The following is a 24,171-nucleotide window of genomic DNA, read 5'->3' as shown; positions in this document are numbered from 1 at the left end:
TTTACGCCATTGGCGACGATATTCAGGTCCATGTTTCTTGCGCTTCCATTCGCCCTCACCTAGAAACTTCATGCCTGAAGAGTCCATGAGTAGATGCAGCCCATCGCTACTTTTTTGGTAGCTGATTGCAATATCAATATGCTTTTGTCTTCTACAAAGCGTGGTGTAATCTGGAGCTATCCAATTTAATCCGCAAAGTTTAATCAGACTTTGCACAAAGCCAGTAACCATACGTAAAGACAGACGGAATAAGGATTTAATCATTAAGCAGCATTGGATGGCTGCGTCGGAGTAGGTTTGATTTCGCCCTTGTTTGCCTTTTGATGGCGCATACCATTGCGTAGCAGGATCAAACCAAATGGCAATATTTCCGCGACTCATGAGTGCTCGGTTATATGCGGGCCAATTGGTTGTGCGGTAGATTTTGTGTGTAGGCTTCTTCATTTGAAAATTATATCGCTGAAAAAGCCTTTACAGATAGGTTTGTGCAACAAAGCCGTTAATCTTTAAAAGAACTCCTTTAAAGAATTCCCCATTCAACATAGCCACACACCCTAAAATTTTATACAATAGCGCATCCTTTTCCATGGTGCTGCTTTATGACCGCTTGGACTGCTCATGTCACTGTCGCAACTATCGTTGAAAAAGACGGAAAATTCTTGTTTGTAGAAGAACATACAGAAGGTGTGACACACACGGTATTTAATCAGCCAGCAGGTCATGTGGAATGCGGTGAAACCATTATCGAAGCCGCAATTCGTGAAACCATGGAAGAGACCGGACATACGGTTGAAGTAACTCATCTTTTAGGGATATATACTTATACCCCACCGATGTTCCCGGATCGTACATATTTTCGTTTCTGCTTTTTAGCCAAATCCATTGACTATGACCCAAATGCCACTTTAGATACAGATATTGTCGGCGCAGTCTGGATGACGCTCGATGAACTGATTGGATCTGCTCGCGCGCGTAGTCCATTGGTGATTAAAGCCGTGCAAGATGCGCTTTCAGGTCAAAAATATCCTTTATCGCTCATTTACGAGCACCAGAATTCTCCCTTACTTTCAAATTTGGATGCCTAATCCTATGCAACAACGTGTCATCGTCGGTATGTCAGGTGGTGTAGATTCATCTGTTTCTGCCGCCCTTTTACTTCAACAAGGTTATCAGGTTGAAGGTCTTTTCATGAAAAACTGGGAAGAAGATGACGGCACAGAATATTGCACGGCGATGGATGACCTTGCCGATGCTCAGGCCGTTTGCGACAAAATCGGCATTAAACTGCATACCGCAAACTTTGCCATGGAATATTGGGATCGTGTCTTTGAACATTTCTTGGCGGAATATGCGGCTGGCCGTACACCAAACCCAGATATTTTATGTAATAAAGAAATTAAATTCCGTGCCTTTTTGGATCACGCAGTGAATCTGGGTGCAGACTTTATTGCCACAGGTCACTACTGCCGTCGTGGTGAAACCATGACCAACTCACGTGGTGAAGAATATGCACCTTTATTGCGTGGTGTGGACAATAACAAAGACCAGACTTATTTCCTGCATGCTGTCCATGGTCGTGAAATTAACAAGACCCTGTTCCCTGTCGGTGAAATTGAAAAGCCTCAAGTCCGTAAAATTGCAGAAGAATTAGATCTGGTCACGGCCAAGAAAAAAGACTCGACTGGGATCTGTTTTATTGGTGAACGTCGTTTTAATGACTTCTTGAAGCAATATTTACCCGCTCAACCCGGAAAAATCGTGCTGGAAGACGGTAAAGAGGTTGGTGATCATCACGGCTTAATGTACTATACGCTCGGTCAACGCGGTGGTATTGGTATTGGCGGTATGAAAGGCGTTGCTGAAGGTGCCTGGTTCGTATTGCATAAAGATATCGAAGGCAATCGTCTGGTGGTCGGTCAAGGCCATGAACATCCTCTCATGCAAAGCACTATGCTCTGGTCTGAAGCGATTGACTGGGTCGCAGGTGAGCAGGATATTCCTGAAACAGGTTTCCGTTGCACAGCCAAAACCCGTTACCGTCAGACTGATCAAGCATGTACTGTGTATCAAGATTTAGAATCACCGAATGGTGTTTGTGTTGAATTTGATGAACCTCAACGTGCAGTGACCCCAGGTCAAAGCGTGGTGTTCTATTCAGGTGAAGTTTGTTTAGGAGGTGGTGTGATTCATCATACCAATGCGCCTAAACCTGATTTTATAAAAGGATGAATTCGGCATGACGGAGTTACCATTTCAACCAGCCACAACGTTGAATACTCGTCAAAATCGTGCTTTGGCATTAGCGGGTGTGTTTCAGGCCACCCAGCTAACCCATATGACAGCATTGACGGGTCAGCAAAGCATTGGTGAAAGTGGTAACTTTTATTTTGAACAGTTGATTAGAGCCAGTCTTAATATCCGTCCCGGCAGCAATCAGAATGCCCAGACGCTCGACTTTTTTAATCAACTGGCCGATATTTCCTTAGGTTTAAAAACATTAGAAAGCAGCATTATTCAACCCTTCAATACTTCTCCAAAATCCAGAATTCCAAAACTTTCCAGCACCAAACTTCCCATGAGCTATGCAATGGCACTTCTTCAATTAGAAAAGAAGGTCTATAGCAACCCCAAATTTGTTGAAATTATTGAACAGTCCCAACAGAAAATTCTCAGACAGCTCTCCTTCTTCGATAATAATTACCTGCACCCCAGCATCATTGCCAATCTCGCTCAAACCTATGTCGATACGGCCGGACAGATTAATCCGCGTATTATGGTACGTGGCAATGCCGAAGCCTTTAAAGATGCCGGACATACCAACCGCATTCGTGCGTCATTATTTACCGGTTTGCAAATGGCACACCTGTGGCGTCAGCTCGGTGGCAGCTCTTGGGGCATGGTATTTGGCAAACGCAAGTTGCTACAAGATATTCAGAATCTAGCGCGTTTACAGTTTCAGGTGGTTTAACTGATGCTGCACGTGTTTCGTTTTACGTTTAATTCCAAAATCTAAGGAATCGATATGAACGCTTTAACTGCACTTTCTCCATTAGATGGACGTTACGCGAGCAAATGTGATGCTCTACGTCCCTTTCTTTCTGAGTTTGGTTTAATCCATGCTCGTGTGACTGTTGAAGTGCGTTGGTTACAAGCGCTTGCAAACCACCCGGAAATTACTGAAGTACCGGCGTTTTCAGGCGAAACTAATGCAGCGCTTGATGCGATTTTAAGCAATTTCTCTGAAGATGATGCCAATCGCATCAAAGAGATCGAACGCACCACCAACCACGACGTTAAAGCGGTTGAATATTTCCTGAAAGAAAAAATTGCCAATATCGATGAATTGAAAAATGCCGGTGAATTCATTCACTTTGCATGTACTTCTGAAGATATCAACAACCTGTCACATGCCTTAATGCTGAAAAGTGGTCGTGATGTACTAGTTGCATCTATGCAGCAAATCATTGATTCAATCGTTGCGCTTTCTGAAAAGCATGCAGACCAGCCAATGTTGTCTCGTACTCATGGTCAAACTGCAAGCCCAACAACTTTGGGTAAAGAAATGGCGAACGTGGCTTACCGTCTTGCACGTCAAATCAAACAGTTTAAAAATGTTGAGCTACTGGGCAAAATCAATGGTGCAGTCGGTAACTACAATGCGCACTACTCTGCTTACCCAGACATCAACTGGCCTGCGCATTCACAAGCATTTGTAGAGTCTTTGGGTCTAGACTTCAACCCGTACACCACTCAAATCGAGCCACACGACTATATGGCTGAATTGTTTGATGCACTGCGTCGTTTCAACACTATTCTGATCGATTTTAACCGTGACGTTTGGGGCTATATCTCTCTTGGTTTCTTCAAGCAAAAACTGAAAGAAGGCGAAGTCGGTTCTTCAACCATGCCGCACAAAGTTAATCCGATCGACTTCGAAAACTCTGAAGGTAACCTGGGTATTGCAAATGCTGTCCTTGCTCACCTTGGCGAAAAACTGCCAATTTCTCGCTGGCAGCGTGACCTGACTGACTCGACTGTGCTTCGCAACATGGGTGTTGGTTTTGCGCAAAGCTTAATTGCTTTTGAAGCTTGCTCTAAAGGTATTGGCAAACTTGAGTTGAATGCTGCACGTATCAATGAAGACTTGGACAATGCGCAAGAAGTATTGGCTGAACCAATTCAAACTGTAATGCGTCGTTACAACGTTGAAAAACCATACGAAAAATTAAAAGCGCTTACTCGTGGTCAAGCCATGACTCGCGAAATGATGGTTGATTTCGTAAAAGGTAACGAGTTAGAAGCTGTTCCCGCTGCTGACCGTGCACGTTTAGCAGAAATGACCCCTGCATCATATACAGGTAATGCTGCTGACCAAGCCAAACAAGTGGCTGAGCTGATTGCTAAAATCTAATTTGCAATAAGACGAAAAGGCGAAGCTCAGGCTTCGCCTTTTTATTTATAATGTGTTTTATTTTAAAAAAGATATTTCATAATAACGACATGATTGAGCATCAACTTTCCGCCAAACATTACACAAGCCTAGGCATTTTAATTCTGGCGATTTTGCTTGCCAGTATTCGTCCTTTAGAACTGGAAGCTTATCTCTTGCATCAGGCAGGCACAGTTTTCATGATCATCATGCTGCTCATCTGCCTGTATAAAATCGGCCTGAATTTTTTAAGTTTTAATTTATATATTCTTTTTTTGATTATTCATGTGATTGCTGCACACTATCTGTATTCTTATGTGCCTTATAACCAGTGGATCGAGCAGATTTTTGGCTTTAATCTGAATGAAGCGATGCACTGGTCACGTAATATGTTCGACCGATTTGTCCATCTGGCCTACGGATTATTACTTTATCCAATTTTCCATCGCCTGTTTCAGGTCTGGTTGCCACAGCAAAAACCTGTGGTCATTTTCCTGCTGGTGATTCAGTTCGTGGTGGCCAGCAGTATGATCTATGAGTGGCTGGAATGGCTGATTGCCATTGGTTTATCTCCCGAGGAAGCTGAAAACTATAATGGACAACAAGGTGACATGTGGGATGCACACAAAGACGTCTTGCTTGCTACGATTGGTGCAGCGGTAACAGGCGGTCTGCAGTTGATATCGACCAATAAAAAAGCTCACCGAAGTGAGCTTTGAAATTCATTCAAGATCAATTGAATTAAAGTTTTGGATCACGGATTTAATTACATTCATATCTTCAATTATGAATGTGGGCAATATCGCATCCAATCATCTTTCATTTTTTGCAGTTCATTCCCCGTCAACATCTCACTGTAATAAATGAAATAGGTTGCATCAGGATATTGAATCTCATGACGGAACATCATGCCACGCAGTGACACAAATAACTCCTCAGGAAAATCATCCTCTAAATAAAGTTCTTCAAATTCATAATTAAAATAACAATTTTGCGTCGCAAGAAATGCTTCAGCTATAGCCATGTTTCTGCTCTAACAATGAAATATGCTTTATATTATCTGATTAGTTTCAATGATGGTTTACATTTCATTCGGTTCAATCCATTGAACAAACTTAGATTCTGACAAATGTGGATATTTGAACTTATCTAGATATTCAAAACAGGCCTTTTGGCCTTGAGGAATTTTATCCAGATGCTTATCGAAAAATAAATGCCGACTATATTGAGCGCCATCAAAGCGAATACTCACACGTTCAAATTCGTTACCACCTCGAACTTTATGCATCTGATAAAACTGCACAACACCACATTCCTTCGATGGAATAACAGGTGGATCATTGGGCTTTAGAAAGCTATACAGCAGAAAGATACAAACGCCGGGTAGAAAACTCAGCCAAAACAAAACCTTCTTAGAATTATCCTGAGTTAATTTTGCTTCAGAATAAAGCATACATAACATCGGAATAAATACGATACTAAAAAAACCAAGCAACAAAATAAACGTGAGCATATGAGCCTAGACTCAATCAGAGTACTCCACTTATATCATAACAATATGATTTCAAAAAATAAAAAAGCTCACCGAAGTGAGCTTTAAAATTCATTCAAGATCAATTGGATTAAAGTTTTGGATCACGCATTTGCACCAGATTTGCGTTGGCTTTACTTAAACTTTCCATCACTTTATTCATGACAGTGGGTACCAGTGAATCAGCAATTTGCGCTGCTTGCAGGCCCAGCTTTTCACCCAAAGTTGGTTTTTTTCGGGTCTGGATGGAATAGATATCATGTTGGGTTAACAAGTTGAGCAGGTATTCATCTGAGGTTTGCAGTTTATCCACCAGATTTAGATCTAGCGCATCCCGACCATACCAATGCTCACCAGTGGCCACTTTTTCAATATTCAGCTGCGGGCGATACTTCTCAACAAAATGTTTGAATAAAGCATGGGTTTGCTGTAATTCTTCTTCAAACTTGGCCTTACCCTCTTCAGTATTTTCACCAAACATGGTCACGGTACGTTTGTACTGTCCTGCGGTATAGAGTTCAAAGTCGATTTTATTGTCTTTCAGCAGACGGTTAAAGTTGGGGACTTGAGCAACTACACCAATTGAACCGACAATCGCAAATGGTGCAGAAATAATCTCATTGGCGATACACGCCATCATATAACCGCCACTAGCAGCTACTTTATCGACACAGATGGTCAGATGAAAACCTGCCTCACGTAAACGTACCAGTTGAGCTGCTGCAAGTCCATAACCATGTACCATGCCACCCGGACTTTCCAGACGCACTACCACACGGTCACGACCTGCTTTGGCAGTGGCCAGAATCAGGGTGATTTCTTCACGTAAGCCTTCTACCGCAGAAGCCGCCATATCGCCTTTAAAATCGAGTACATAGATTTTTTGATTGGTTTTCTTACGCGCACGCGATTCTTTTGACAGTTGTTGCGACAACTGTAAAAGTTCCAGTTTAGAGCCAGTAGTTTGCGCTATTTTTTTTCGTTGTTCATTGATACGCGCATTGAGATGACTAATACGGATTTCAGCGGACAGTTTCGGAGTATGAAATAACATAAAAAATCTATTCTCTATTTAATTCGGATTTATTTCTTTAGATTAGGTCAATTTCGGTTTTTTTCAACTTTATTTCGAGAATTATTACGATTATCACCATCTGTTTCACCTATAAAAAAAGAGCCTTGCGGCTCTTATTTTAGATATCGTATTAACCGAAACGCCCGGTAATATAGGCTTCAGTCAACTGATGATCTGGCTGGGTAAAGACTTTTTCGGTCGAGTTGACTTCAATCAGATCACCCAAATGGAAATAAGCAGTACGATCTGATACACGTGCTGCCTGTTGCATAGAGTGAGTTACAATCGCGATGGTATATTGCGTAGATAGCTCCGAAATCAGCTCTTCCACTTTGGCGGTTGCAATTGGATCGAGTGCCGAACACGGTTCATCCATCAAAATGACTTCCGGGCTGACTGCAATGGTACGTGCGATACACAGACGTTGCTGCTGACCACCCGATAAACCTGTTCCCGGCTGGTTTAAACGATCTTTCACTTCTTCCCACAAACCGGCTTTACGCAAGCTACCTTCTACAATTTCTTCAAGATCGTACTTGTCACGCGCCAAACCATGCAGCTTCGGACCATAGGAGACATTATCGAAGATTGATTTCGGGAATGGGTTCGGCTTCTGGAACACCATACCAACCTGTGCACGTAGCAAGACCACATCTAGATTTGGATCATAAATATCCTGATTGTCTAGCATAACTTTACCGGTTACACGGCAGCTATCAATGGTATCGTTCATGCGGTTTAAGGTACGCAGGAAGGTCGATTTACCACAGCCTGATGGCCCAATAAAAGCAATCACTTCATTTTCATAAATGTTCAGGTCAATGCCTTTAATCGCTTCCGCTTCACCATAGTACACATGCACATCAGAAGTACTAAGTTTCACATTCGTCGACTTCGCATCTTTTTTGCTGCTGCTTTGCGTATCGAACTGGGAAACAAACGGAGTTGCTGGCTTTTGTGTCGCCTCATCCGAGGTGAATTGTGTCTGTTGTGGATTCACGATTTGATCCTTTTTTAAGGAATTTTGAATAACAGTTGTGTTCATGATTCTGCCCCTATTACCAACGGACTTCAAATTTCTTACGTAACCAGATGGCCAGGCTGTTCAAGCTGATCATCATGGCCAGAAGTACAATAATTGCTGCTGCGGTACGCCCTTCAAAGAAGTTACGCAATTCATTGCCTTGCCATAAGAAAATCTGTACAGGTAAAGCCGTTGACTGATCAAATGGTGTGGCTGGAACACTGGCAACAAAAGCACTCATCCCGATTAATAACAATGGTGCGGTTTCACCTAAAGCTTGTGCAACCCCGATAATTGCGCCTGTCAAAATACCCGGTAAAGCCAAAGGCAAGACGTGATGGAATACTGTCTGGATGCGAGAAGCACCGAGGCCCAAAGCTGCCTGACGAATCGAAGGTGGAACCGCTTTAAGTGATGCGCGTGTGGTGATGATCACAGTCGGTAAGGTCATCAGACTCAGCACCAGACCACCCACCAATGGTGCTGAGAGTGGCAAATGCATCCAGCCAATGAAGATCGCTGCACCCAATAGACCGAAGACAATTGAGGGAACGGCTGCCAAGTTGTTAATATTGACTTCGACCACATCGGTAATCCAGTTTTTCGGTGCAAACTCTTCCAGATAGATCGCGGAAGCCACCCCGATTGGAATCGAGATAAAGATCACGATCATCATCATGAACAGCGAGCCCATAAAGGCGCCTGCCAAGCCAGAAGTTGCTGGTGAGCTGCGCGAATCAGGACTGGTGAAAATATTGGTATTGAAACTATTTTCAATCACACCAGAGGCTTTCATCTCATCCGCCACCTGGCGCACTTCAGGACTGAGCTGCTGCTGTTCATCGGGAAGATCACGGTCAATATTTCCCGCTAGCCAGACATCGACATTGGCATCCGCCAGAATTTTCACTTCCTTGCTTTGACCGACCAGACTTGGATCATTCATGACCATGTCACGCAAACGATACGCCTCAGAACTGGTATATAAAGAACCCAGTTCATCACGCTGGCTTTCCAGCTTGCTGTCTTTGGCGATCATGCCATTGATAATCAGGGCATCCCAATCCACCATTCCGACTTCGGTCTGCCACGCGATAAAGCGATCTTCAAACTGTGCTGGAGATTCTCCTGCTGCTGGCTTCGGTTTTGGACCAATATCCACAATGGCTGGATCGAAATGAATCGGCAAACTCATGCTGCTTTGCCAGAATGCAGGCAAACCTTTGGATAAAATACTCCCGAACAGCAATACCACAAAGAACAGACCTGCCAGTACCGCAGAGAAACCAAATAAACGGAAGGTTTTTTCTTTACGATGACGTCGTGCCAAAGAGCTTTGAATGGTCTTCTTACGCTTTTTACGCAGCTCGGCGGCGATGGATGGATCAATACGCTGATCCACAGGCGTTGTATTTGAAGTACTCATTAGTCGTATTGCTCACGATATTTACGCACGATGATCAGTGCAACAATGTTCAAACCTAAGGTAATGACGAATAGCGTCAATCCTAGTGCAAAAGCCACCAATGCTTGCGGACTAGCAAAATCAGTATCGCCAGTTAACTGATTCACGATGGTAATCGTGACCGTAGATACGGCTTCAAGCGGATTGGCATGCAACTGCGGGCTGTTCCCGGCTGCAAGAACCACGATCATGGTTTCACCAATTGCACGCGACGCAGCCAAGAGGAATGCACCGATAATACCCGGCAAGGCTGCCGGTAAAACCACCTGACGGATCGTTTCAGATTTAGTCGCACCCAATCCCAAAGAACCATCACGTAAGGCACGCGGCACCTGAGTAATGATGTCATCTGACAGAGAAGATACGAACGGAATAATCATGATGCCCATGACCAGACCGGCGGTCAGCGCGCTGGTGGCATTAATTTCGAGTCCGACCAGAGCACCCATACTTTTAAGGAATGGACCGATGATCATCAAGGCAAAAACACCATAGACAATCGTAGGAATACCCGCCAGCACTTCAATCGTGGGTTTTGCCCAAGAGCGGAACCGCGGTGAAGCGTATTCTGCCAGATAGATCGCAATCATCAGGCCAACCGGAACTGCAACTAAGAGTGCGATCCCGCTGACCATGAGCGTGCCCCATAACAGTGGCAATAAACCATAACTGCCTTCAGCACTGCCAGAGGTGCTAAACCCCGGGTTCCATTGGGTACCAAAGAAGAAATCCAGTGGGCTGACGAAGCTGAAGAAGCGCATCGCCTCGCCAAACATCGACATCACAATCCCGAGGGTGGTCAGAATCGCCACACCAGAACACAATGCCAGGCCGATATTAATCATTTTTTCGACTTGGTTACGCGCACGGAATTCCTGGCTAATATGTTTCTTGGCCCAGACCAGACCGGCCAGTGCAGCCGAAATCACGACTGCCAATTTGGCAAAGGTACCAATGGTCGAGAATTTAGCCAACTGTTCTGCTGCTGCAACTTCATAGGCTGCAGGTGTATCACTGACCCCGAAACCTGAGGCAAGTGCCTGAACGCGATCAATCACAACACTCAGACTTGCCGGATCCAGACTAGCAGAAACATTTTCTGGCAAATGGTTGAGTACCACTTGCTCCAGAAAAGTGGGTTCCACCATGTTCCAAACAATCAAAATTAAAAACGCAGGGATACCACACCATAGTGCAACCAGGGCACCATAATATCCGGGACGCGAGTGTAAGTTTGCAGAATTGCTTCCCTTACCTGCTAAGCTACGGCTTTTACTTAATCCGATTTGATAGGCTATGGCCATGATGGCCAATAACACACCTATAAGTAGCAGATTCATGTATTCTCCACTGTTTTTTCAATTTTCATGGTTTGAAAAAACTTGTTTATCGCAAAAAGCCGATGGTAGGTTGACCCTACCACCAGCGTTTTCAAAATCATTTATTACTTCACAACAACCGCTTTACCAGCCTTGAAATTTGCCAGGACTGCCGCACGTTCTTTATCAGACATTGAAATCAGACCTGCTTTTTCCAGCTTAGAGCCTTTGCCAGATACTTTCTTGTTCAGGAAATATTCTGTGAACTGCGGTAAGCCTTTGATCGATTTCAAGTGCTCGCCTTTCACATAGAAGAACAATGGACGTGATACCGGATAAGCACCATTCAAGATGGTCTTTTCAGAAGGCGCTACATTGTTCACCGTAGCAACACGTAGACGGTCACGGTTCTGGTCATAGAAACCTAGGCCAAACACACCTACCGCACTTGGAGAAGTTTTTAAACGTGCCAATGTTTCGGTATAGTCACCGGCAATCTCAACCACACGGCCATCTTTACGGAATGTTGTACAAGCTTTTTTCTTGGCATCTTTGTCTAGAGACTTAATTGCAGCATACGTTTCACAACCTGCATCCACCATTTTCTCCTGGAAGACTTCGCGCGTACCATGATTCGACGCAGGAATTACCAGGGTGATAGGTTCATTCGGAAGTGCTTTGTCAATTTGGTTCCAACGCGTGTACGGGTTAGCGACCATTTTTCCATTTGATGGGAGTTGTGCAGCAAGTGCAGCGAAGACATGTTGTGGACGCAGTTTATAAGCCGCTTTGTTTGCATTCGATGCAAACACAATACCGTCATAACCAATTTTGATTTCTAGGACTTGGTTAACGCCATTCTTTTTACATTCTGCCAGCTCTGTACTCTTGATTTGACGAGAAGAGTTTGCGATATCAATCGTGTTATCACCCACGCCATTACAGAACTGCTTTAAACCACCTGAAGAACCGCCAGAACCGACAACTGGTGTTTTAAACTGTGGAAAAGTATTACCGAATTCTTCTGCCACGATACTGGCATATGGAAGTACAGTTGAAGAACCTGCAATTTGAATGGTGTCACGTGCTGCGTGTGCAGTCGTTACAGCAGTTGCCCCGGTTACTGCTAATGCTAAAGCTATATTTGTAAAGCGCATTCTAGTATCTCTCTCATTTATGCAAATTTGGAGTACACCACTTTTTATTCAGTTTTGTACTTCTTTCGATACCTGCATTTTGATTTTAGAATATGACAGATAAGTTACAGCTTTATTACGATTTAGTGATTTTTAATCTAGCGGCTTTTTCTTGATTAAATTTTTATGGATTTCAATGATTAAGTTCTTTATGTCATTCACTTCAATAAAAAATTTTAGACCAATGACATGTAACAATTTTTATAAACCTGAACTCAGGATAAATCCTGCTCCCCAGTTTTACATAAGCCTATGACAAATAAATAACAGGCCAAACGGGATTCAGACCTTCCGTGTTTTTGTGAGGAATTTCGATCTGGGAAAGGACCTTTTTTTATTTTTAAGCGCACAAAAAAGGAGATCATTTCGATCTCCTTTTTTTCACACCACCATCACTTATGCAATGGGTGGCGTATAAGTACCGTCAGCGATTGAATCTTTGATACGATCCGCTTCTGCAAGCACTAATGCCAGCAAGTTCTTCACGTTATCAAGCGTTGCAACCGGGCTTAAAGTAGTCATTTTCAGAGACTGAACCTGACCGACTTTCGTCACACCAATGTTCGCTTCACCACGCGCAAACAGTTCGTCTGCTACGTTTTGATTGAGCGTATCGAGTAATTCAACCGGATATCCCGCTGGAACCACACGGAACAAGACAGATGCGAATTGAGGCTCAAGCAGAAGCTCCAGACCATCAGTCGCTTTAATGTAGTCTGCCACATCACGGGTTAATTTCACGCCATGATCGATCATCGAACCATAAAGCTCTTCGCCCAGTGCTTCCACCGTCATCCACAATTTCAGAGCATCAAAACGACGCGTGGTTTGTAGCGACTTAGACACCAGATTCGGAACGCCGTGTTCTTCATCATAGGCAGAGTTCAGATACTCAGCTTCATAATGCATGAAACGGTAGTTCGCTTCATCTTTTAACAAGAACGCACCACAAGAAATGGTCTGGAAATAATGCTTATGGAAATCAAGCGTGATCGAATCCGACAGCTCAATCCCGTCCAGCATAGAACGATAGTCATTGGATAGAATCAGTGCACCACCCCATGCCGCATCGATGTGCATCCACGCGCCATATTTATTGGTGATTTCACGAATTGCTTTCAATGGATCAATCGCACCAGCATCCGTTGTACCCGCTGTTGCCACCACACATGCCACGATCTTGCCTTCAGACTGAAGATGCGCCATGGTTTTTTCCAGTGCATCTACGTCCATCTGTGCATTTTCATTCACAGGAACAGTGACCACTGACTGGAAGCCCATGCCCATCATCGCCATGTTCTTTTGCACAGAGAAATGTGCATTTTCAGAACAGATGACTTTGACATTATGCATCGCATCCGCAGGAATACCATCGCGCTGAACCGACCACGGATTACCGTTTTCGTCTTTCCAGTTTTTCGCAATGCAAGCATCACGCGCCAGCAATACGCCCATCAAGTTAGACTGCGTCCCACCAGAAGTGAATACACCGGCCTGACCTGCACCATAGCCCACTTTTTGACGTAACCAGTCAATCAGCTGAACTTCCATCAACGAACCGGCCGGGCTTTGATCCCATGAGTCCATTGACTGGTTGGTTGCGTTAATCAGCACTTCCGCGATCTGACTGGTCACCATTGTTGGACAGTGAAGATGCGCAAGTGAATGTGGATGATGTACTTTTAAGCTCTTGTTGAGGAATAGCTCAACCATACGCTCAAGAGATTTTTCTACACCCAAACCTTCTTTTAAAGGATTGAAAGAAATTGCGCTACGCAATTCCTTGATGCTGCCACCCGTGTACATTTTGTCATTTTGCAACCATGCTGCAACCGCTTTGGTCGCTTGATCCATGCCAGCCTGATAGTCAGCAATGGATGCAGCATCATTACAGAGTAACGCTTTACGATGTTCTGCGAAATCTACCATGAATTATGCGCCTCGAACTGCAACTAGTGCTTCAGCAACCGATTTTTTGAAACGAGCAATCACTTCAACACATTCGTCTTGAGTAATGATCAACGGGCAAAGTAAACGAATCACTGTACCGTTACGACCACCTTTCTCAAGCAATAATTTATTGTTGAAACAAGCGGTTTGGATCGCTGCAGCCAACTGACCATCAGCAGGTAAAGAACCCATATGATCCGCATCTTTGCGCTCATCTACGATTTCAACGCCGATCATCAGACCACGGCCACGCACGTTACCGATACAGGGGAATTCAGTAGCCAGTTTTTTAAGTTCAGCTTGCAGGAAATCACCACGCTCTTGTGCATTTTGAGCCAGGTTCTGTTCTTTAATGGTATTGATCGTTGCAAGACCTGTACCCATCGCCAATTGGTTACCACGGAAAGTACCGGTATGACCTGCTGGCTGCCAAGCATCAAACTTACGTTTAATACCAAGTACGGCAAGCGGTAAGCTACCACCTACGGCTTTAGACATCACTACAACATCAGGTTCGATACCTGCGTGTTCGAATGCAAACATTTTGCCTGAACGTGCAAAACCAGCCTGAACTTCATCAAGAATCAATACGATGTTGTGTTTTTCAGTCACTTCACGGATTTTTTGCAACCATTTTACTGGCGCCGTTACCACACCGCCTTCACCTTGAATCGCTTCAAGAATTACAGCTGCAGGTTTGGTCACACCACTTTCGACATCTTCAATGAAGTTTTCAAAGAAATAAGTTAAAGCATCAACACCGGCTTCACCACCAAGACCCAATGGGCAACGGTATTCATGCGGATACGGCATGAACTGTACACCCGGCATCAAACCGTTCACTGCATTTTTCGCAGATAGGTTACCTGTCATTGCCAATGCACCGTGGGTCATACCGTGGTAGCCGCCAGAAAAGCTGATCACTGAGCTACGACCAGTAAAGGTTTTTGCCAGTTTAATCGCGGCTTCGGTTGCATCTGCACCCGAGGGACCACAGAACTGCAAGCAGTATTCTTCTTGGCCACCTGGAAGATAAGAAAGAAGTGCTTCAGTAAAAGCATCTTTTAAAGGAGTAGTAAGATCCAACGTATGCAATGGTAAACCGCTTGCAATCGTATCTTGGATACTTTGAATGACTGCAGGATGATTATGGCCTAAAGCCAACGTCCCTGCCCCAGCTAAACAATCAAGGTACTCAGTACCTTCAACATCGGTAACCCAGCAACCTTGTGCTTTCGCTATCGCTAACGGTAATTTACGTGGATAACTACGCACATTCGATTCCATCTGACTTTGGCGAGTCAAGTAGTATTCGTTTGTGGAATTGGTGGCAGGGTTTACAGAAGTAACGCTCATATCGAATTACCATCTCTGATATGGGTGAAAGAAATAAGTCTGGTGACGTTTGGTCCTTTGACTCGGCGCTTTATAAAGGTTCTAGCTAGCAGTTTTGTATTCGAATAACTAGGAGGCGGATGATACCGAATTTTTCAGGAAAATAAACAACTTTCAGTCACATTTTGTCCTAATCTTTATCGAAAAAAAACATCATGCTAATCCATCCCCTAAATCATCATCTTACAGTGTGACAGCAGAAAGAAAAGCGTGTTCTTTTATGGTTTTTTGTAGCGCAGGCGGCATTCAGGTAATCAATCTTAAAATTATTCATTAAGTATTTAATTATTAATAATAAATATAAATTAAATAATAAGATAAAATTAAAGAAAATTTAACACTCTTACGACAAATATTTCGTAAAAAGATCACAATTGAGATTTAATATTTTAACAACGGCTTAGATGGCCAATTTTAAGAAAAACAGGACAATTTCATGCGTCTCTTAGCACTTACCAGTTTGATCCTTGCCAGCACCCTCGCCACAGGCGCATTTGCAGCTCCTGCTGAATCTCTGAATTATAATGTTGTTAATCTTTCAGCAGAGGCTAGCCGTGAAATCTCAAATGATGAAATGCATGCTGTGCTTTATATTGAAAAATCCAACAAACAGCCGGCTGAACTAGCCACTCAAATTAACCAGCTGATGAATCAAGCAATTGCCACAGCACGCAAATATCAAACTGTGAAAATCGAGACTGGGGCACAAAGTACTTACCCTATTTATGACAATGACAACCGCAAATTAAAAGAATGGCGTGGTCGTGCCCAGATTCGTCTGGAATCAAAAGATTTTAAAGCGACATCTCAATTGATTGCTGAATTACAACAGCACTTCCAGACCCAGTCGATTAATTTCAAGGTATCTGACGAAAAGCGTAAAAAAGTTGAAAGCGAGCTGATGATTGAAGCCACCAAAAACTTCCAGCAACGCGCACAGGCACTCACCCAGACCTGGAACAAACCGAGTTATCAACTGGTGAACTTAAACCTGAATACTAACAATTATTCACCACAGCCAGTACCGCGTATGGCCATGATGAAATCTGCATCGGCTGATATGGCGGTTCCTGAGCAGGAAGTTGCAGCAGGCGAATCGCAAATGGCCGTCAGCGCGAATGGAGCGATTCAGTTTAAATAAGACCTCATTATATTATTCAGACTTTTAAGAACCACTCTTTTGAGTGGTTTTTTATCATGTGAATATTCTTTAAAAAGCGAGGCTACAAATTCATACAAACTCAGGTAGGAATTGAGGTTTGACCGGTTTAGAGTAACGGACATTTGTTCCAGTCCTCTCTGCTCATGTCCCTTGACCAACTGAATCTTTACCTGTTTCATATCTTAAATGTACCCGACCAAGCCTCAATCTGGATGATCAACTATGCCTCCCTGATTGCGCATGACCTGGTTTATCTCTTTTTGCTGATTTTTGCTATTGCTTGGTTCCGTGGTAGTTACGAAGTAAAAACAGGGATTATTAAAGCCTTCATCTTTACAGCTATTACATTATTGATGAGTGAAGTATTGTCTGCGGTACTCAATACCCCACGCCCGTTTGTGATGGATGTTGGTCGCACCCTGATTGAACATGCACCGACTGGTTCTTTTCCCAGCAACCATATGAGTATTTTTAGTGGGATTGCCTTCGCCTATTATTTTTCACCGCAGCGAGACTTGGGACGAATTCTAATCTGGACAGCTTGGCTGGTGGCATGGTCGCGTATTTATGTCGGTGTGCATTTTCCAATTGATATGCTGGGTGCATTTCTGATGGCAATAATAGTAAATTTAGCTGGCTTGCCGCTGTGGTGGAAATATGAGAATCAAATCATAAACTTTATTTTGGGTATTCATTATTGGGTATTTTCGCCTTTAATTCGAATGGGCTGGATCAAATAAATCTAATTAAAATGTCATAAAAAACCCGCTCGAAAGCGGGATTTTTTGAATCTCTAAACTTGAATCTGAATAATTTAGTAAATCGCCATATGATTGCGATGAATCATTTCCAGCGAACGCGCTTCACCTAACACCTGATGCACTTTATCTGATGCCAGACCACGAACGATATCTGCTGAACGCGAACTGAAATTGACACGCCCTACAGCAATCCGGTGACCTTGTGTATCAACACATTCCACCACATCACCACGTTCGAAGTGACCTTCAACAGCTTTGACGCCTACAGGCAACAAGCTACGATGATTGTCTTTAATGGCTTTTACTGCACCATCATCAATCACCAAACGACCTGCGGTTTGCAAGTGAGCCGCCAACCATTGCTGATGCGCTGTCATCCGGTCTTTGTCAGTGACAAATAAGGTGCCTAACAATTCGCCAGACATTAGACGTGATAGAACACCATCACTATCACCACTTGCAATTAAGGTCGGACAGCCCGACTTTGCAGCCAGACGTGCAGCACGAACTTTGGTCAGCATGCCACCACGACCAAATTTACCGCCTCCACCGGCCATATCAAACAGACTTTCATCCATCGCACGTACGGTATGGAACAGTTTGGCATCTGGATTAGACCGTGGGTCTGAGTCAAACATCCCTTCCTGATCCGTTAAGATAATCAGAAGGTCTGCATGAACCTGACCTGCCACCATGGCCGCAAGCGTGTCGTTGTCACCAAAGCGAATTTCGTCAGTCGAAACCGTGTCATTTTCATTGATCACCGGAATCACGCGCCAATCAATCAGGTTCTGCAAGGCATCACATGAGTTGAGGTAGCGACGACGATCTGCCAGATCATCATGGGTTAACAATACTTGCGCAGTTCGAATCTGATGCTTCTCAAGTACGCTTGACCAGGTATGAATCAGGCCCATCTGACCGATGGCAGCACAAGCCTGAAGACTGGGTAGATCGGTGGGTCGATTCTCAAGTTTCATTCGAACCATACCTTCAGCCACAGCACCGGAAGACACCAGAATAATCTCGTGTCCTGCATTGTGTAGATCTGCGATTTGTCCCGCCCAATGCGAGATAGCATCTAAATCTAAACCTTGTCCGTTTGCTGTGAGTAAAGATGATCCGATTTTAACAACGATTCGTTTACAACCCTTGAGCTGACGTTGCCCATCTACCACTTCTATCATCTTGTCCTCAGACTCTTCTCTCAGAGATTAGCGTACGTAGTACACTTCCACATCACTATCATCATCGCCATCTTCATCATCTTCGTCATCACCCAGAATACCGGCAAGACGTTGCTGACGACGCATCTCACGATACGCTTCTTTTGCAGCGATGGTTTGTTCACGTGTTTCAGCTTCAAGCTGATCACGGAATGCTTTCATTTCTGCTGCATATTCTTGATCTTCAGCTTCGCGTTCACGTTGCTCTTCGATCTGATCCATCAGGTAGTAAACTACGTCTTTGGTGCCTTCAGCCGTTAAGCCAGAAGTCTCAAAAACTGGGCCTTCCCACTGCAATTCTTCAAGAATATGGGTGCACCATTCTTCACGTGTTTCTTCAGCCAACTGATCGACTTTGTTCAGCACCAATACGATCGGCAGTTTTGAAAGCGTTGGGGAGAAATTTTCTAACTCTTTCATAATTGCTTTAGCATTATGTGCCGGATCTGAGCCATCAATCGGCTGTACGTCAACGATGTGTAACAAGATACGGGTACGCGCCAAGTGCTTCAGGAAGCGAATCCCAAGACCTGCACCTTCAGATGCGCCTTCGATCAGGCCCGGAATATCCGCCATCACGAATGAACGGTGACTATCGGCATCGACCACACCCAGGTTTGGCACCATGGTGGTAAATGGATAATCTGCAACTTTTGGTTTTGCTGCCGAGACTGCACGAATGAAGGTTGATTTACCCGCATTTGGCATACCCAGCAAGCCGACATCTGCCAGAACTTTAAGCTCTAGACGGATTTCACGGAATTCACCTTTTTGACCATGCGTACATTTACGTGGTGAACGGTTGGTCGATGATTTAAAGTGGGTATTACCTAAACCACCATCACCGCCTGCTGCAACTTTCACGCGTTGACCGTCTTCGATCAAGTCGCCAATAATGTCACCAGACTCTACATCTACAATTGTTGTTCCTACCGGAACTTTTAATACGGTATCTTCACCGCCACGACCAGCACAGTTCGCCCCACGGCCATTTTTTGCTCGTTCTGCACGATATTTACGTGTATAACGATAATCAACTAGCGTACTGGTGTCGTCGTCAGCCTGAATATAAATGCTGCCGCCACGACCACCATCACCACCATCTGGACCACCAAATGGCACGAATTTTTCACGGCGAAAACTGGCTACGCCATTGCCACCGTCGCCAGCCTCTACGGTAATGACTGCTTCATCAACAAAGCGCATATTGCCAATCCTCTAAAAACTTTAAAACCCCATATTCTGCCATATTTTAAAGAATTTCTCGAATAGAATTATGCAGCAATTCCATAAATCTTAGTTAGTCGTTTTCTCACCGAGCCTATTTGATCTATTCAAGACATAGATTTGGAAAAAGAATGTTTAAAAGATGGAAAATAAATAGTAGGAAGTGAAACGTTTTTCCCCCTAGTACTACCCCCTATTCTGGAAATTTTTTTTGTGAACTTCTTGATGATTTTTAAAATAATTTATAGAGGAGTAAATTTTCAAAAATCGTATTCACAAGAAAATATTCTGATGCGGATACCTTTTAAAATCTGTATTTTATATAAACCAAGATAAGTCCAAATTTTCTATTTTTATGCAAACTTCCTTGCTACCATTTAACGATAACTATTTAATAACACTTTGTTTATGCTCTAAAATATCTGGCAGACTTTTTTCAATCCAGCCAATTAAATACATGATTTTTTCAGCCGCTTGTGAACCGGTAATCGTCAATTGATATTCCACTTTTGGCGGTACCACCGGATAAACCGTTCTCAAAATAAAACCATCCTGCTCTAGCATTTTTAAAGTCTGGGACAACATCTTTTCACTTACCCCTTCAATCCTTTGTTTCAGTTCACTGAAACGATGCACCCCCTCACTCAAGCAACGCAAAACCAAGACCGACCATTTATTGGCAAGGTGTTCCAATATTTCACGTGATGGACATTCAGTTGATAAAACCTGACCTAATAATGGGCTGATTGCATAATTTGTCATAACATTCTCACAATATTTTTATTACTTACTCATTTTAATATACTTACTCTTTGTAAGTTATCAGATTAATATTTCGCCAGCAAGCAGATTTCTGAATTCTTATTGGACTAGAAAAAAAATTTTAAAAATAAAAAATCATAAAAAAGAGCCTCAAATGAGACTCTTTTTTTGCTAAATACTAATTATGCATTAGTTTCAGCAGGAACTTTTGGATAGCTTACACCGCCCATTTGTTCAGCAATACGCAATACCTGGCAGCTATAACCCACTTCGTTATCATACCAAACATAAGCAGTTAAACGGTTGCCTGAAGTGATCGTTGCTTGCGCGTCGAATACACCTGCAGTGCGTGAACCGATAAAGTCAGAAGATACCACTTCAGTCGAGTTGGTATAACCGATTTGACCTTGCAGGCTAGAACCGATTGAAATCTGACGAATGTATTCATTCACTTCATCACGATCAACGTCTTGACCTAAAGTCAGGTTAAGAATCGCAAGAGATACGTTTGGAGTAGGTACACGTACAGAGTTACCTGTCAATTTACCTTGAAGAGCTGGAAGCGCTTTCGCTACTGCTTTCGCTGCACCAGTTTCAGTAATGACCATATTCAATGTTGCAGCACGACCACGACGGTCAGCTTTATGGTAGTTGTCGATCAAGTTCTGGTCGTTCGTGAACGAGTGAACTGTTTCAACATGACCATTCAACACTGTGTATTTGTCATGCAATACTTTCAACGTAGGTGTAATGGCGTTAGTCGTACAGCTTGCAGCAGAGATGATTGTATCTTCATCAAGGATGTCCGCTTGGTTTACACCGTAAACCACGTTCTTCATGTCACCTTTACCAGGTGCAGTCAGAATCACACGAGCAGCACCCGGGCATTTAAGGTGTTGAGCAAGGCCTTCAGCATCACGCCATTTACCTGTGTTGTCGATCACAAGTGCATTGTTGATACCGTATGCAGTGTAATCTACTTCAGAAGGATTAGAAGCATAAATCACTTTGATGAAGTTACCGTTGGCAATGATTGCTTCGTTTTCTTCATCTACAGAAATTGTGCCTGCAAATGGACCGTGAATAGAGTCACGACGCAATAAAGATGCACGTTTTTCCAAATCACCATCCGATGATTTACGAACAACGATTGCTTTCAGGCTAAGACCACGACCCAGACCTGATTGACCAATCATCAAACGCGCCAGGATACGACCGATACGACCGAAACCATAAAGAACCACATCTTTATGTTCTACAGCAGCAGCATTGCCTTCGATCGATTTAACAGCGTCTGCAACAAATGCATCGATGTCGCCGCCTTTTTCTTTAAATTCAACAGCAAGTTTACCCAGATCAACTTCAGCAGAACCGATGTTTTCAACTTTCACCAATGCTTCAAGAATTGGGAAAGTATCAACTACAGAAAGTTCAACGTCCAGTACGCGAGTACGGCGGTGTGCTTTCAAAATCTGAATCACAGAACGGTTAATTAAAGAGCGACCATAAACTGTAGCTACAATATTTTTTTCACGATATAACTGGCCAACAAGGGCAATCATACGTTCCGCAAGTTCTTCACGGTTTTTCCAGCGACCTTGGTGTTCTGCATGGAGGGCAACAATAGTGTCTTTGCTCACAGATACGTCCTCTAATTAATTGTAAATCTAAGCATAAATTTCTAAACCCGACAATTGTAATGGAATTGGTCGCAAGTTTGAATCAAAAGCTCATTGAGACGGGTAGTTTTTAACGTATATTCACTATAAATTTCAAAAATAGTTGTAATTAGCTGAATGATTTTGCATCCGAAAATGCTAAAGACCACTATTTTTCAATACCTAGTATAAATTTGTTAAATGTTGTTTATTCAAACAAATCTAAAGTTCAAAATTTAGCGTCCCACCCTGTTCAGGCTGGATTCTACTCCCTGCTGAAAAATTCATGTCCAGACTCATGGAGGCATTGAAGTTTTCTACATCAAAATCATCATAGGTTTCGGGCAAATGAATGAGCAAAGGTAAACGGGTCAGACCATTGTCTCCAGAGGGAAAAGCATAGTGGCGATCAACCTGCTGTAAAAGCTGCAAACTTTCAAACTCCAGAAATACGCTACAGTTTTCATGTGTTCTTGGCACCTGAATAATTTCCAGAAACATACTGCGCTTTAATTGCTGCAATTGGTTGAGCGCGGTGTCAATCGCATCATCGAAATTATTCTTACGCCATAACTTTTTAAATACGGACTTTTTGGCTTCATCCGCTTTTTGCCGCTGCAGTGTATTAATATATTTTTTCAGATCCCGGTATTGCTGTACATTTTCAGAAATCGTATTTTGAATATCCAGAACAGCCTGCTGTGAACGCTGATGCATGACTTGCCATTCATTACGGTAAGTAGGAATAAAGGTTTCCGCTTTACGCTTTTCCAGTAAACGGATAAAAGCCAGCAGTTTATATTCAAAATTCTGGATGTACTGATTAAACATGAAACCCGGCTGGGACTTAAAATCGCGGTAATAGGCCAGAATTTCTGTAAATATTTTATGCACATGCAGATAATCAAACTCTTCAATATGCGACAAATGATCACGAATGGCATTCCGCATCGGCAAAAGCAATTCACGCGTCATAATTTCTTCAAACTGTTTCAGGTGACGTTGTGCCACCACATCGGCATTTTTCTCTACGACTTGAATGGGCTCAACCAGTAAAGGCAATAACTTCTGTTCAGACACCTGTTCCAGCGTATGCACGATATCGATTACATCCAAATGAATCTGACTCTGTAAAGTTACCATCCGCTGCATCTGCGATTTCAGGGTTTCTACCACCGCTTCATCCATATCATCCTGGAGGTCCAAAATCAGGATATTCAGGTAGACCTGATCTTCAAGTGCACCTTTTTCTTCAATCAGGAAACGACGAATAGAATACGGGTTTTGCTGCACATCCATCACCGGCGCAACAATAAATAGAAATTGCGAGGTACGGACAATATCAAAATGACGAATCTGCTGCTCTTTAATCAGGAAATAACGGAAAAGTGGATGCGTCATTTCTGCAGTCTGTTTTTTTAATAGCGGCTTATACCAATAACCCAACAATTGCTGCTTGATAAAAACTTCAATAATGAAGCATTTGACCTGCTGTTCAGTGAGCTTACGTACGCCCTCGACCGGCTGCAATTGAAGACCACGAATAATTTCTGCAGCATTCAATAAAAAAGTACGGCGCAGTTCCAGTTTTTCACGCTGCATCTGAAAGTTTTCATTGACATCAATTTTATCAATTTGTTCCAGGACGTTTTCCAGATAGTCTGCGATTTGCAAACTATCATTCAAACCCTGCAAACTTTTTAGTGACAACCCAAAGGTACTGGCATAGTAACGCATCTGGTCATTGAGAAATTTTTGGCTGAGACATTCTACCGAATGGTGAGCCTGATAGCGGTATTGATCCATTTCCCGATCCCAAAGAATTTTCTTGGGCTTTAAAATCTGAAAATCAATACTTTCTTTTAATTCTGGTGAAACTTCTGCCAGAACAGTATGAAGCTCTCGCTCCCAATTTAAATCCAGGCTCGGTTCCAGGTGTGATAAACGCGCACGTAATTGATATGGAATCGCAATCTGTGACATGTTTATCC

At 43.2% G+C, this 24,171-nt stretch carries 22 protein-coding genes; 7 read left to right on the top strand and 15 right to left on the bottom strand.

The window, feature by feature from the left end; all coding sequences use genetic code 11:
* Positions 1-444, bottom strand: a 444-nt coding sequence (locus tag MTX11_RS12370; RefSeq protein ID WP_243475236.1) for an IS5 family transposase, incomplete at its 3' end; no start/stop codon positions are given.
* Between the two features lie 155 nt (positions 445-599).
* Here MTX11_RS12370 and MTX11_RS12365 point away from each other — a divergent pair.
* The 5 genes from MTX11_RS12365 to MTX11_RS12345 all read left to right on the top strand — a co-directional run bounded on the left by MTX11_RS12365 (position 600) and on the right by MTX11_RS12345 (position 5,148).
* Positions 600-1,085: an NUDIX hydrolase gene (locus MTX11_RS12365; RefSeq protein WP_180037873.1), complete on the top strand. Its 486-nt coding sequence runs from the start codon at positions 600-602 to the stop codon at positions 1,083-1,085.
* Positions 1,086-1,089: 4 nt separating this feature from the next.
* Positions 1,090-2,229, top strand: a complete 1,140-nt coding sequence (mnmA, locus tag MTX11_RS12360; protein WP_243475235.1) for a tRNA 2-thiouridine(34) synthase MnmA — start codon at positions 1,090-1,092, stop codon at positions 2,227-2,229.
* A 7-nt stretch (positions 2,230-2,236) separates the two neighbouring features.
* Positions 2,237-2,968: a high frequency lysogenization protein HflD gene (gene hflD / locus MTX11_RS12355; protein WP_005107369.1), complete on the top strand. Its 732-nt coding sequence runs from the start codon at positions 2,237-2,239 to the stop codon at positions 2,966-2,968.
* Between the two features lie 54 nt (positions 2,969-3,022).
* The gene (purB, locus tag MTX11_RS12350) at positions 3,023-4,411 is read left to right on the top strand and encodes an adenylosuccinate lyase (protein ID WP_243475234.1); all 1,389 of its coding nucleotides are present in this window, start codon (positions 3,023-3,025) and stop codon (positions 4,409-4,411) included.
* Between the two features lie 89 nt (positions 4,412-4,500).
* Positions 4,501-5,148 (top strand): DUF2238 domain-containing protein, encoded by a 648-nt coding sequence (locus MTX11_RS12345; RefSeq protein ID WP_243475233.1) that lies wholly within the window; start codon positions 4,501-4,503, stop codon positions 5,146-5,148.
* 65 nt (positions 5,149-5,213) lie between these two features.
* Here the strand turns inward: MTX11_RS12345 and MTX11_RS12340 are convergent, their stop codons facing one another.
* From MTX11_RS12340 to MTX11_RS12300, 9 genes are all read right to left on the bottom strand, one after another.
* Entirely contained in the window at positions 5,214-5,453 is a 240-nt protein-coding gene (locus tag MTX11_RS12340; RefSeq protein ID WP_129717543.1) for a hypothetical protein, read from the bottom strand.
* Between the two features lie 57 nt (positions 5,454-5,510).
* Entirely contained in the window at positions 5,511-5,942 is a 432-nt protein-coding gene (locus tag MTX11_RS12335; RefSeq protein WP_004279718.1) for a hypothetical protein, read from the bottom strand.
* A 109-nt stretch (positions 5,943-6,051) separates the two neighbouring features.
* Positions 6,052-7,014 carry a protease SohB gene (gene sohB / locus MTX11_RS12330; RefSeq protein ID WP_224216313.1) on the bottom strand — a complete coding sequence of 321 codons (963 nt, stop codon included), beginning with the start codon at positions 7,012-7,014 and terminating at the stop codon, positions 6,052-6,054.
* A 151-nt stretch (positions 7,015-7,165) separates the two neighbouring features.
* On the bottom strand, positions 7,166-8,080 hold the full coding sequence (pstB, locus tag MTX11_RS12325) for a phosphate ABC transporter ATP-binding protein PstB (RefSeq protein WP_004279716.1): 915 nt from the start codon (positions 8,078-8,080) through the stop codon (positions 7,166-7,168).
* A 13-nt stretch (positions 8,081-8,093) separates the two neighbouring features.
* Positions 8,094-9,485 (bottom strand): phosphate ABC transporter permease PstA, encoded by a 1,392-nt coding sequence (pstA, locus tag MTX11_RS12320; RefSeq protein WP_004646526.1) that lies wholly within the window; start codon positions 9,483-9,485, stop codon positions 8,094-8,096.
* On the bottom strand, positions 9,485-10,864 hold the full coding sequence (gene pstC / locus MTX11_RS12315) for a phosphate ABC transporter permease subunit PstC (protein WP_005107378.1): 1,380 nt from the start codon (positions 10,862-10,864) through the stop codon (positions 9,485-9,487). Before pstC ends, pstA begins: the two co-directional genes overlap by 1 nt.
* Positions 10,865-10,968: 104 nt before the next feature.
* Entirely contained in the window at positions 10,969-12,000 is a 1,032-nt protein-coding gene (locus tag MTX11_RS12310; RefSeq protein ID WP_004279710.1) for a substrate-binding domain-containing protein, read from the bottom strand.
* Positions 12,001-12,435: 435 nt separating this feature from the next.
* The gene (locus MTX11_RS12305; RefSeq protein WP_243475232.1) at positions 12,436-13,968 is read right to left on the bottom strand and encodes a pyridoxal phosphate-dependent decarboxylase family protein; all 1,533 of its coding nucleotides are present in this window, start codon (positions 13,966-13,968) and stop codon (positions 12,436-12,438) included.
* A gap of 3 nt (positions 13,969-13,971) precedes the next feature.
* Positions 13,972-15,345: a diaminobutyrate--2-oxoglutarate transaminase gene (locus MTX11_RS12300; RefSeq protein ID WP_004646522.1), complete on the bottom strand. Its 1,374-nt coding sequence runs from the start codon at positions 15,343-15,345 to the stop codon at positions 13,972-13,974.
* Positions 15,346-15,820: 475 nt separating this feature from the next.
* Here MTX11_RS12300 and MTX11_RS12295 point away from each other — a divergent pair, with 475 nt between their 5' ends.
* Both MTX11_RS12295 and MTX11_RS12290 read left to right on the top strand, forming a co-directional pair.
* A complete protein-coding gene (locus tag MTX11_RS12295) occupies positions 15,821-16,525 on the top strand; it encodes an SIMPL domain-containing protein (RefSeq protein WP_243475231.1) in 705 nt (234 codons plus the stop codon).
* Between the two features lie 164 nt (positions 16,526-16,689).
* A complete protein-coding gene (locus tag MTX11_RS12290) occupies positions 16,690-17,286 on the top strand; it encodes a phosphatase PAP2 family protein (protein WP_243475230.1) in 597 nt (198 codons plus the stop codon).
* 74 nt (positions 17,287-17,360) lie between these two features.
* Here MTX11_RS12290 and proB read toward each other — a convergent pair whose 3' ends face one another.
* The 5 genes from proB to MTX11_RS12265 all read right to left on the bottom strand — a co-directional run bounded on the left by proB (position 17,361) and on the right by MTX11_RS12265 (position 24,163).
* Positions 17,361-18,494: a glutamate 5-kinase gene (gene proB, locus MTX11_RS12285; protein WP_004279682.1), complete on the bottom strand. Its 1,134-nt coding sequence runs from the start codon at positions 18,492-18,494 to the stop codon at positions 17,361-17,363.
* A 27-nt stretch (positions 18,495-18,521) separates the two neighbouring features.
* The gene (cgtA, locus tag MTX11_RS12280; RefSeq protein ID WP_004646519.1) at positions 18,522-19,739 is read right to left on the bottom strand and encodes an Obg family GTPase CgtA; all 1,218 of its coding nucleotides are present in this window, start codon (positions 19,737-19,739) and stop codon (positions 18,522-18,524) included.
* 408 nt (positions 19,740-20,147) lie between these two features.
* Entirely contained in the window at positions 20,148-20,522 is a 375-nt protein-coding gene (locus MTX11_RS12275; protein WP_071851909.1) for a winged helix-turn-helix transcriptional regulator, read from the bottom strand.
* 182 nt (positions 20,523-20,704) lie between these two features.
* Positions 20,705-22,162 carry a glyceraldehyde-3-phosphate dehydrogenase gene (locus MTX11_RS12270; RefSeq protein WP_004279679.1) on the bottom strand — a complete coding sequence of 486 codons (1,458 nt, stop codon included), beginning with the start codon at positions 22,160-22,162 and terminating at the stop codon, positions 20,705-20,707.
* 240 nt (positions 22,163-22,402) lie between these two features.
* Positions 22,403-24,163, bottom strand: coding sequence for a hypothetical protein (locus MTX11_RS12265; protein WP_243475229.1), 1,761 nt, complete (start codon positions 24,161-24,163; stop codon positions 22,403-22,405).
* Positions 24,164-24,171 lie beyond the last annotated feature (8 nt).

This window comes from Acinetobacter lwoffii, assembly GCF_022809915.1.
In the GTDB taxonomy this organism is placed as follows: domain Bacteria; phylum Pseudomonadota; class Gammaproteobacteria; order Pseudomonadales; family Moraxellaceae; genus Acinetobacter; species Acinetobacter lwoffii_M.
This window is presented reverse-complemented; position numbering and strand designations above follow the sequence as displayed.

Bases quoted from the DNA above. Each gene is read 5' to 3' on its own strand.
- MTX11_RS12365 (WP_180037873.1), top strand. From the start codon at position 600: ATGACCGCTTGGACTGCTCATGTCACTGTCGCAACTATCGTTGAAAAA.
- mnmA (WP_243475235.1), top strand. From the start codon at position 1,090: ATGCAACAACGTGTCATCGTCGGTATGTCAGGTGGTGTAGATTCATCT.
- hflD (WP_005107369.1), top strand. From the start codon at position 2,237: ATGACGGAGTTACCATTTCAACCAGCCACAACGTTGAATACTCGTCAA.
- purB (WP_243475234.1), top strand. From the start codon at position 3,023: ATGAACGCTTTAACTGCACTTTCTCCATTAGATGGACGTTACGCGAGC.
- MTX11_RS12345 (WP_243475233.1), top strand. From the start codon at position 4,501: ATGATTGAGCATCAACTTTCCGCCAAACATTACACAAGCCTAGGCATT.
- MTX11_RS12340 (WP_129717543.1), bottom strand. From the start codon at position 5,453: ATGGCTATAGCTGAAGCATTTCTTGCGACGCAAAATTGTTATTTTAAT.
- MTX11_RS12335 (WP_004279718.1), bottom strand. From the start codon at position 5,942: ATGCTCACGTTTATTTTGTTGCTTGGTTTTTTTAGTATCGTATTTATT.
- sohB (WP_224216313.1), bottom strand. From the start codon at position 7,014: ATGTTATTTCATACTCCGAAACTGTCCGCTGAAATCCGTATTAGTCAT.
- pstB (WP_004279716.1), bottom strand. From the start codon at position 8,080: ATGAACACAACTGTTATTCAAAATTCCTTAAAAAAGGATCAAATCGTG.
- pstA (WP_004646526.1), bottom strand. From the start codon at position 9,485: ATGAGTACTTCAAATACAACGCCTGTGGATCAGCGTATTGATCCATCC.
- pstC (WP_005107378.1), bottom strand. From the start codon at position 10,864: ATGAATCTGCTACTTATAGGTGTGTTATTGGCCATCATGGCCATAGCC.
- MTX11_RS12310 (WP_004279710.1), bottom strand. From the start codon at position 12,000: ATGCGCTTTACAAATATAGCTTTAGCATTAGCAGTAACCGGGGCAACT.
- MTX11_RS12305 (WP_243475232.1), bottom strand. From the start codon at position 13,968: ATGGTAGATTTCGCAGAACATCGTAAAGCGTTACTCTGTAATGATGCT.
- MTX11_RS12300 (WP_004646522.1), bottom strand. From the start codon at position 15,345: ATGAGCGTTACTTCTGTAAACCCTGCCACCAATTCCACAAACGAATAC.
- MTX11_RS12295 (WP_243475231.1), top strand. From the start codon at position 15,821: ATGCGTCTCTTAGCACTTACCAGTTTGATCCTTGCCAGCACCCTCGCC.
- MTX11_RS12290 (WP_243475230.1), top strand. From the start codon at position 16,690: ATGTCCCTTGACCAACTGAATCTTTACCTGTTTCATATCTTAAATGTA.
- proB (WP_004279682.1), bottom strand. From the start codon at position 18,494: ATGATAGAAGTGGTAGATGGGCAACGTCAGCTCAAGGGTTGTAAACGA.
- cgtA (WP_004646519.1), bottom strand. From the start codon at position 19,739: ATGCGCTTTGTTGATGAAGCAGTCATTACCGTAGAGGCTGGCGACGGT.
- MTX11_RS12275 (WP_071851909.1), bottom strand. From the start codon at position 20,522: ATGACAAATTATGCAATCAGCCCATTATTAGGTCAGGTTTTATCAACT.
- MTX11_RS12265 (WP_243475229.1), bottom strand. From the start codon at position 24,163: ATGTCACAGATTGCGATTCCATATCAATTACGTGCGCGTTTATCACAC.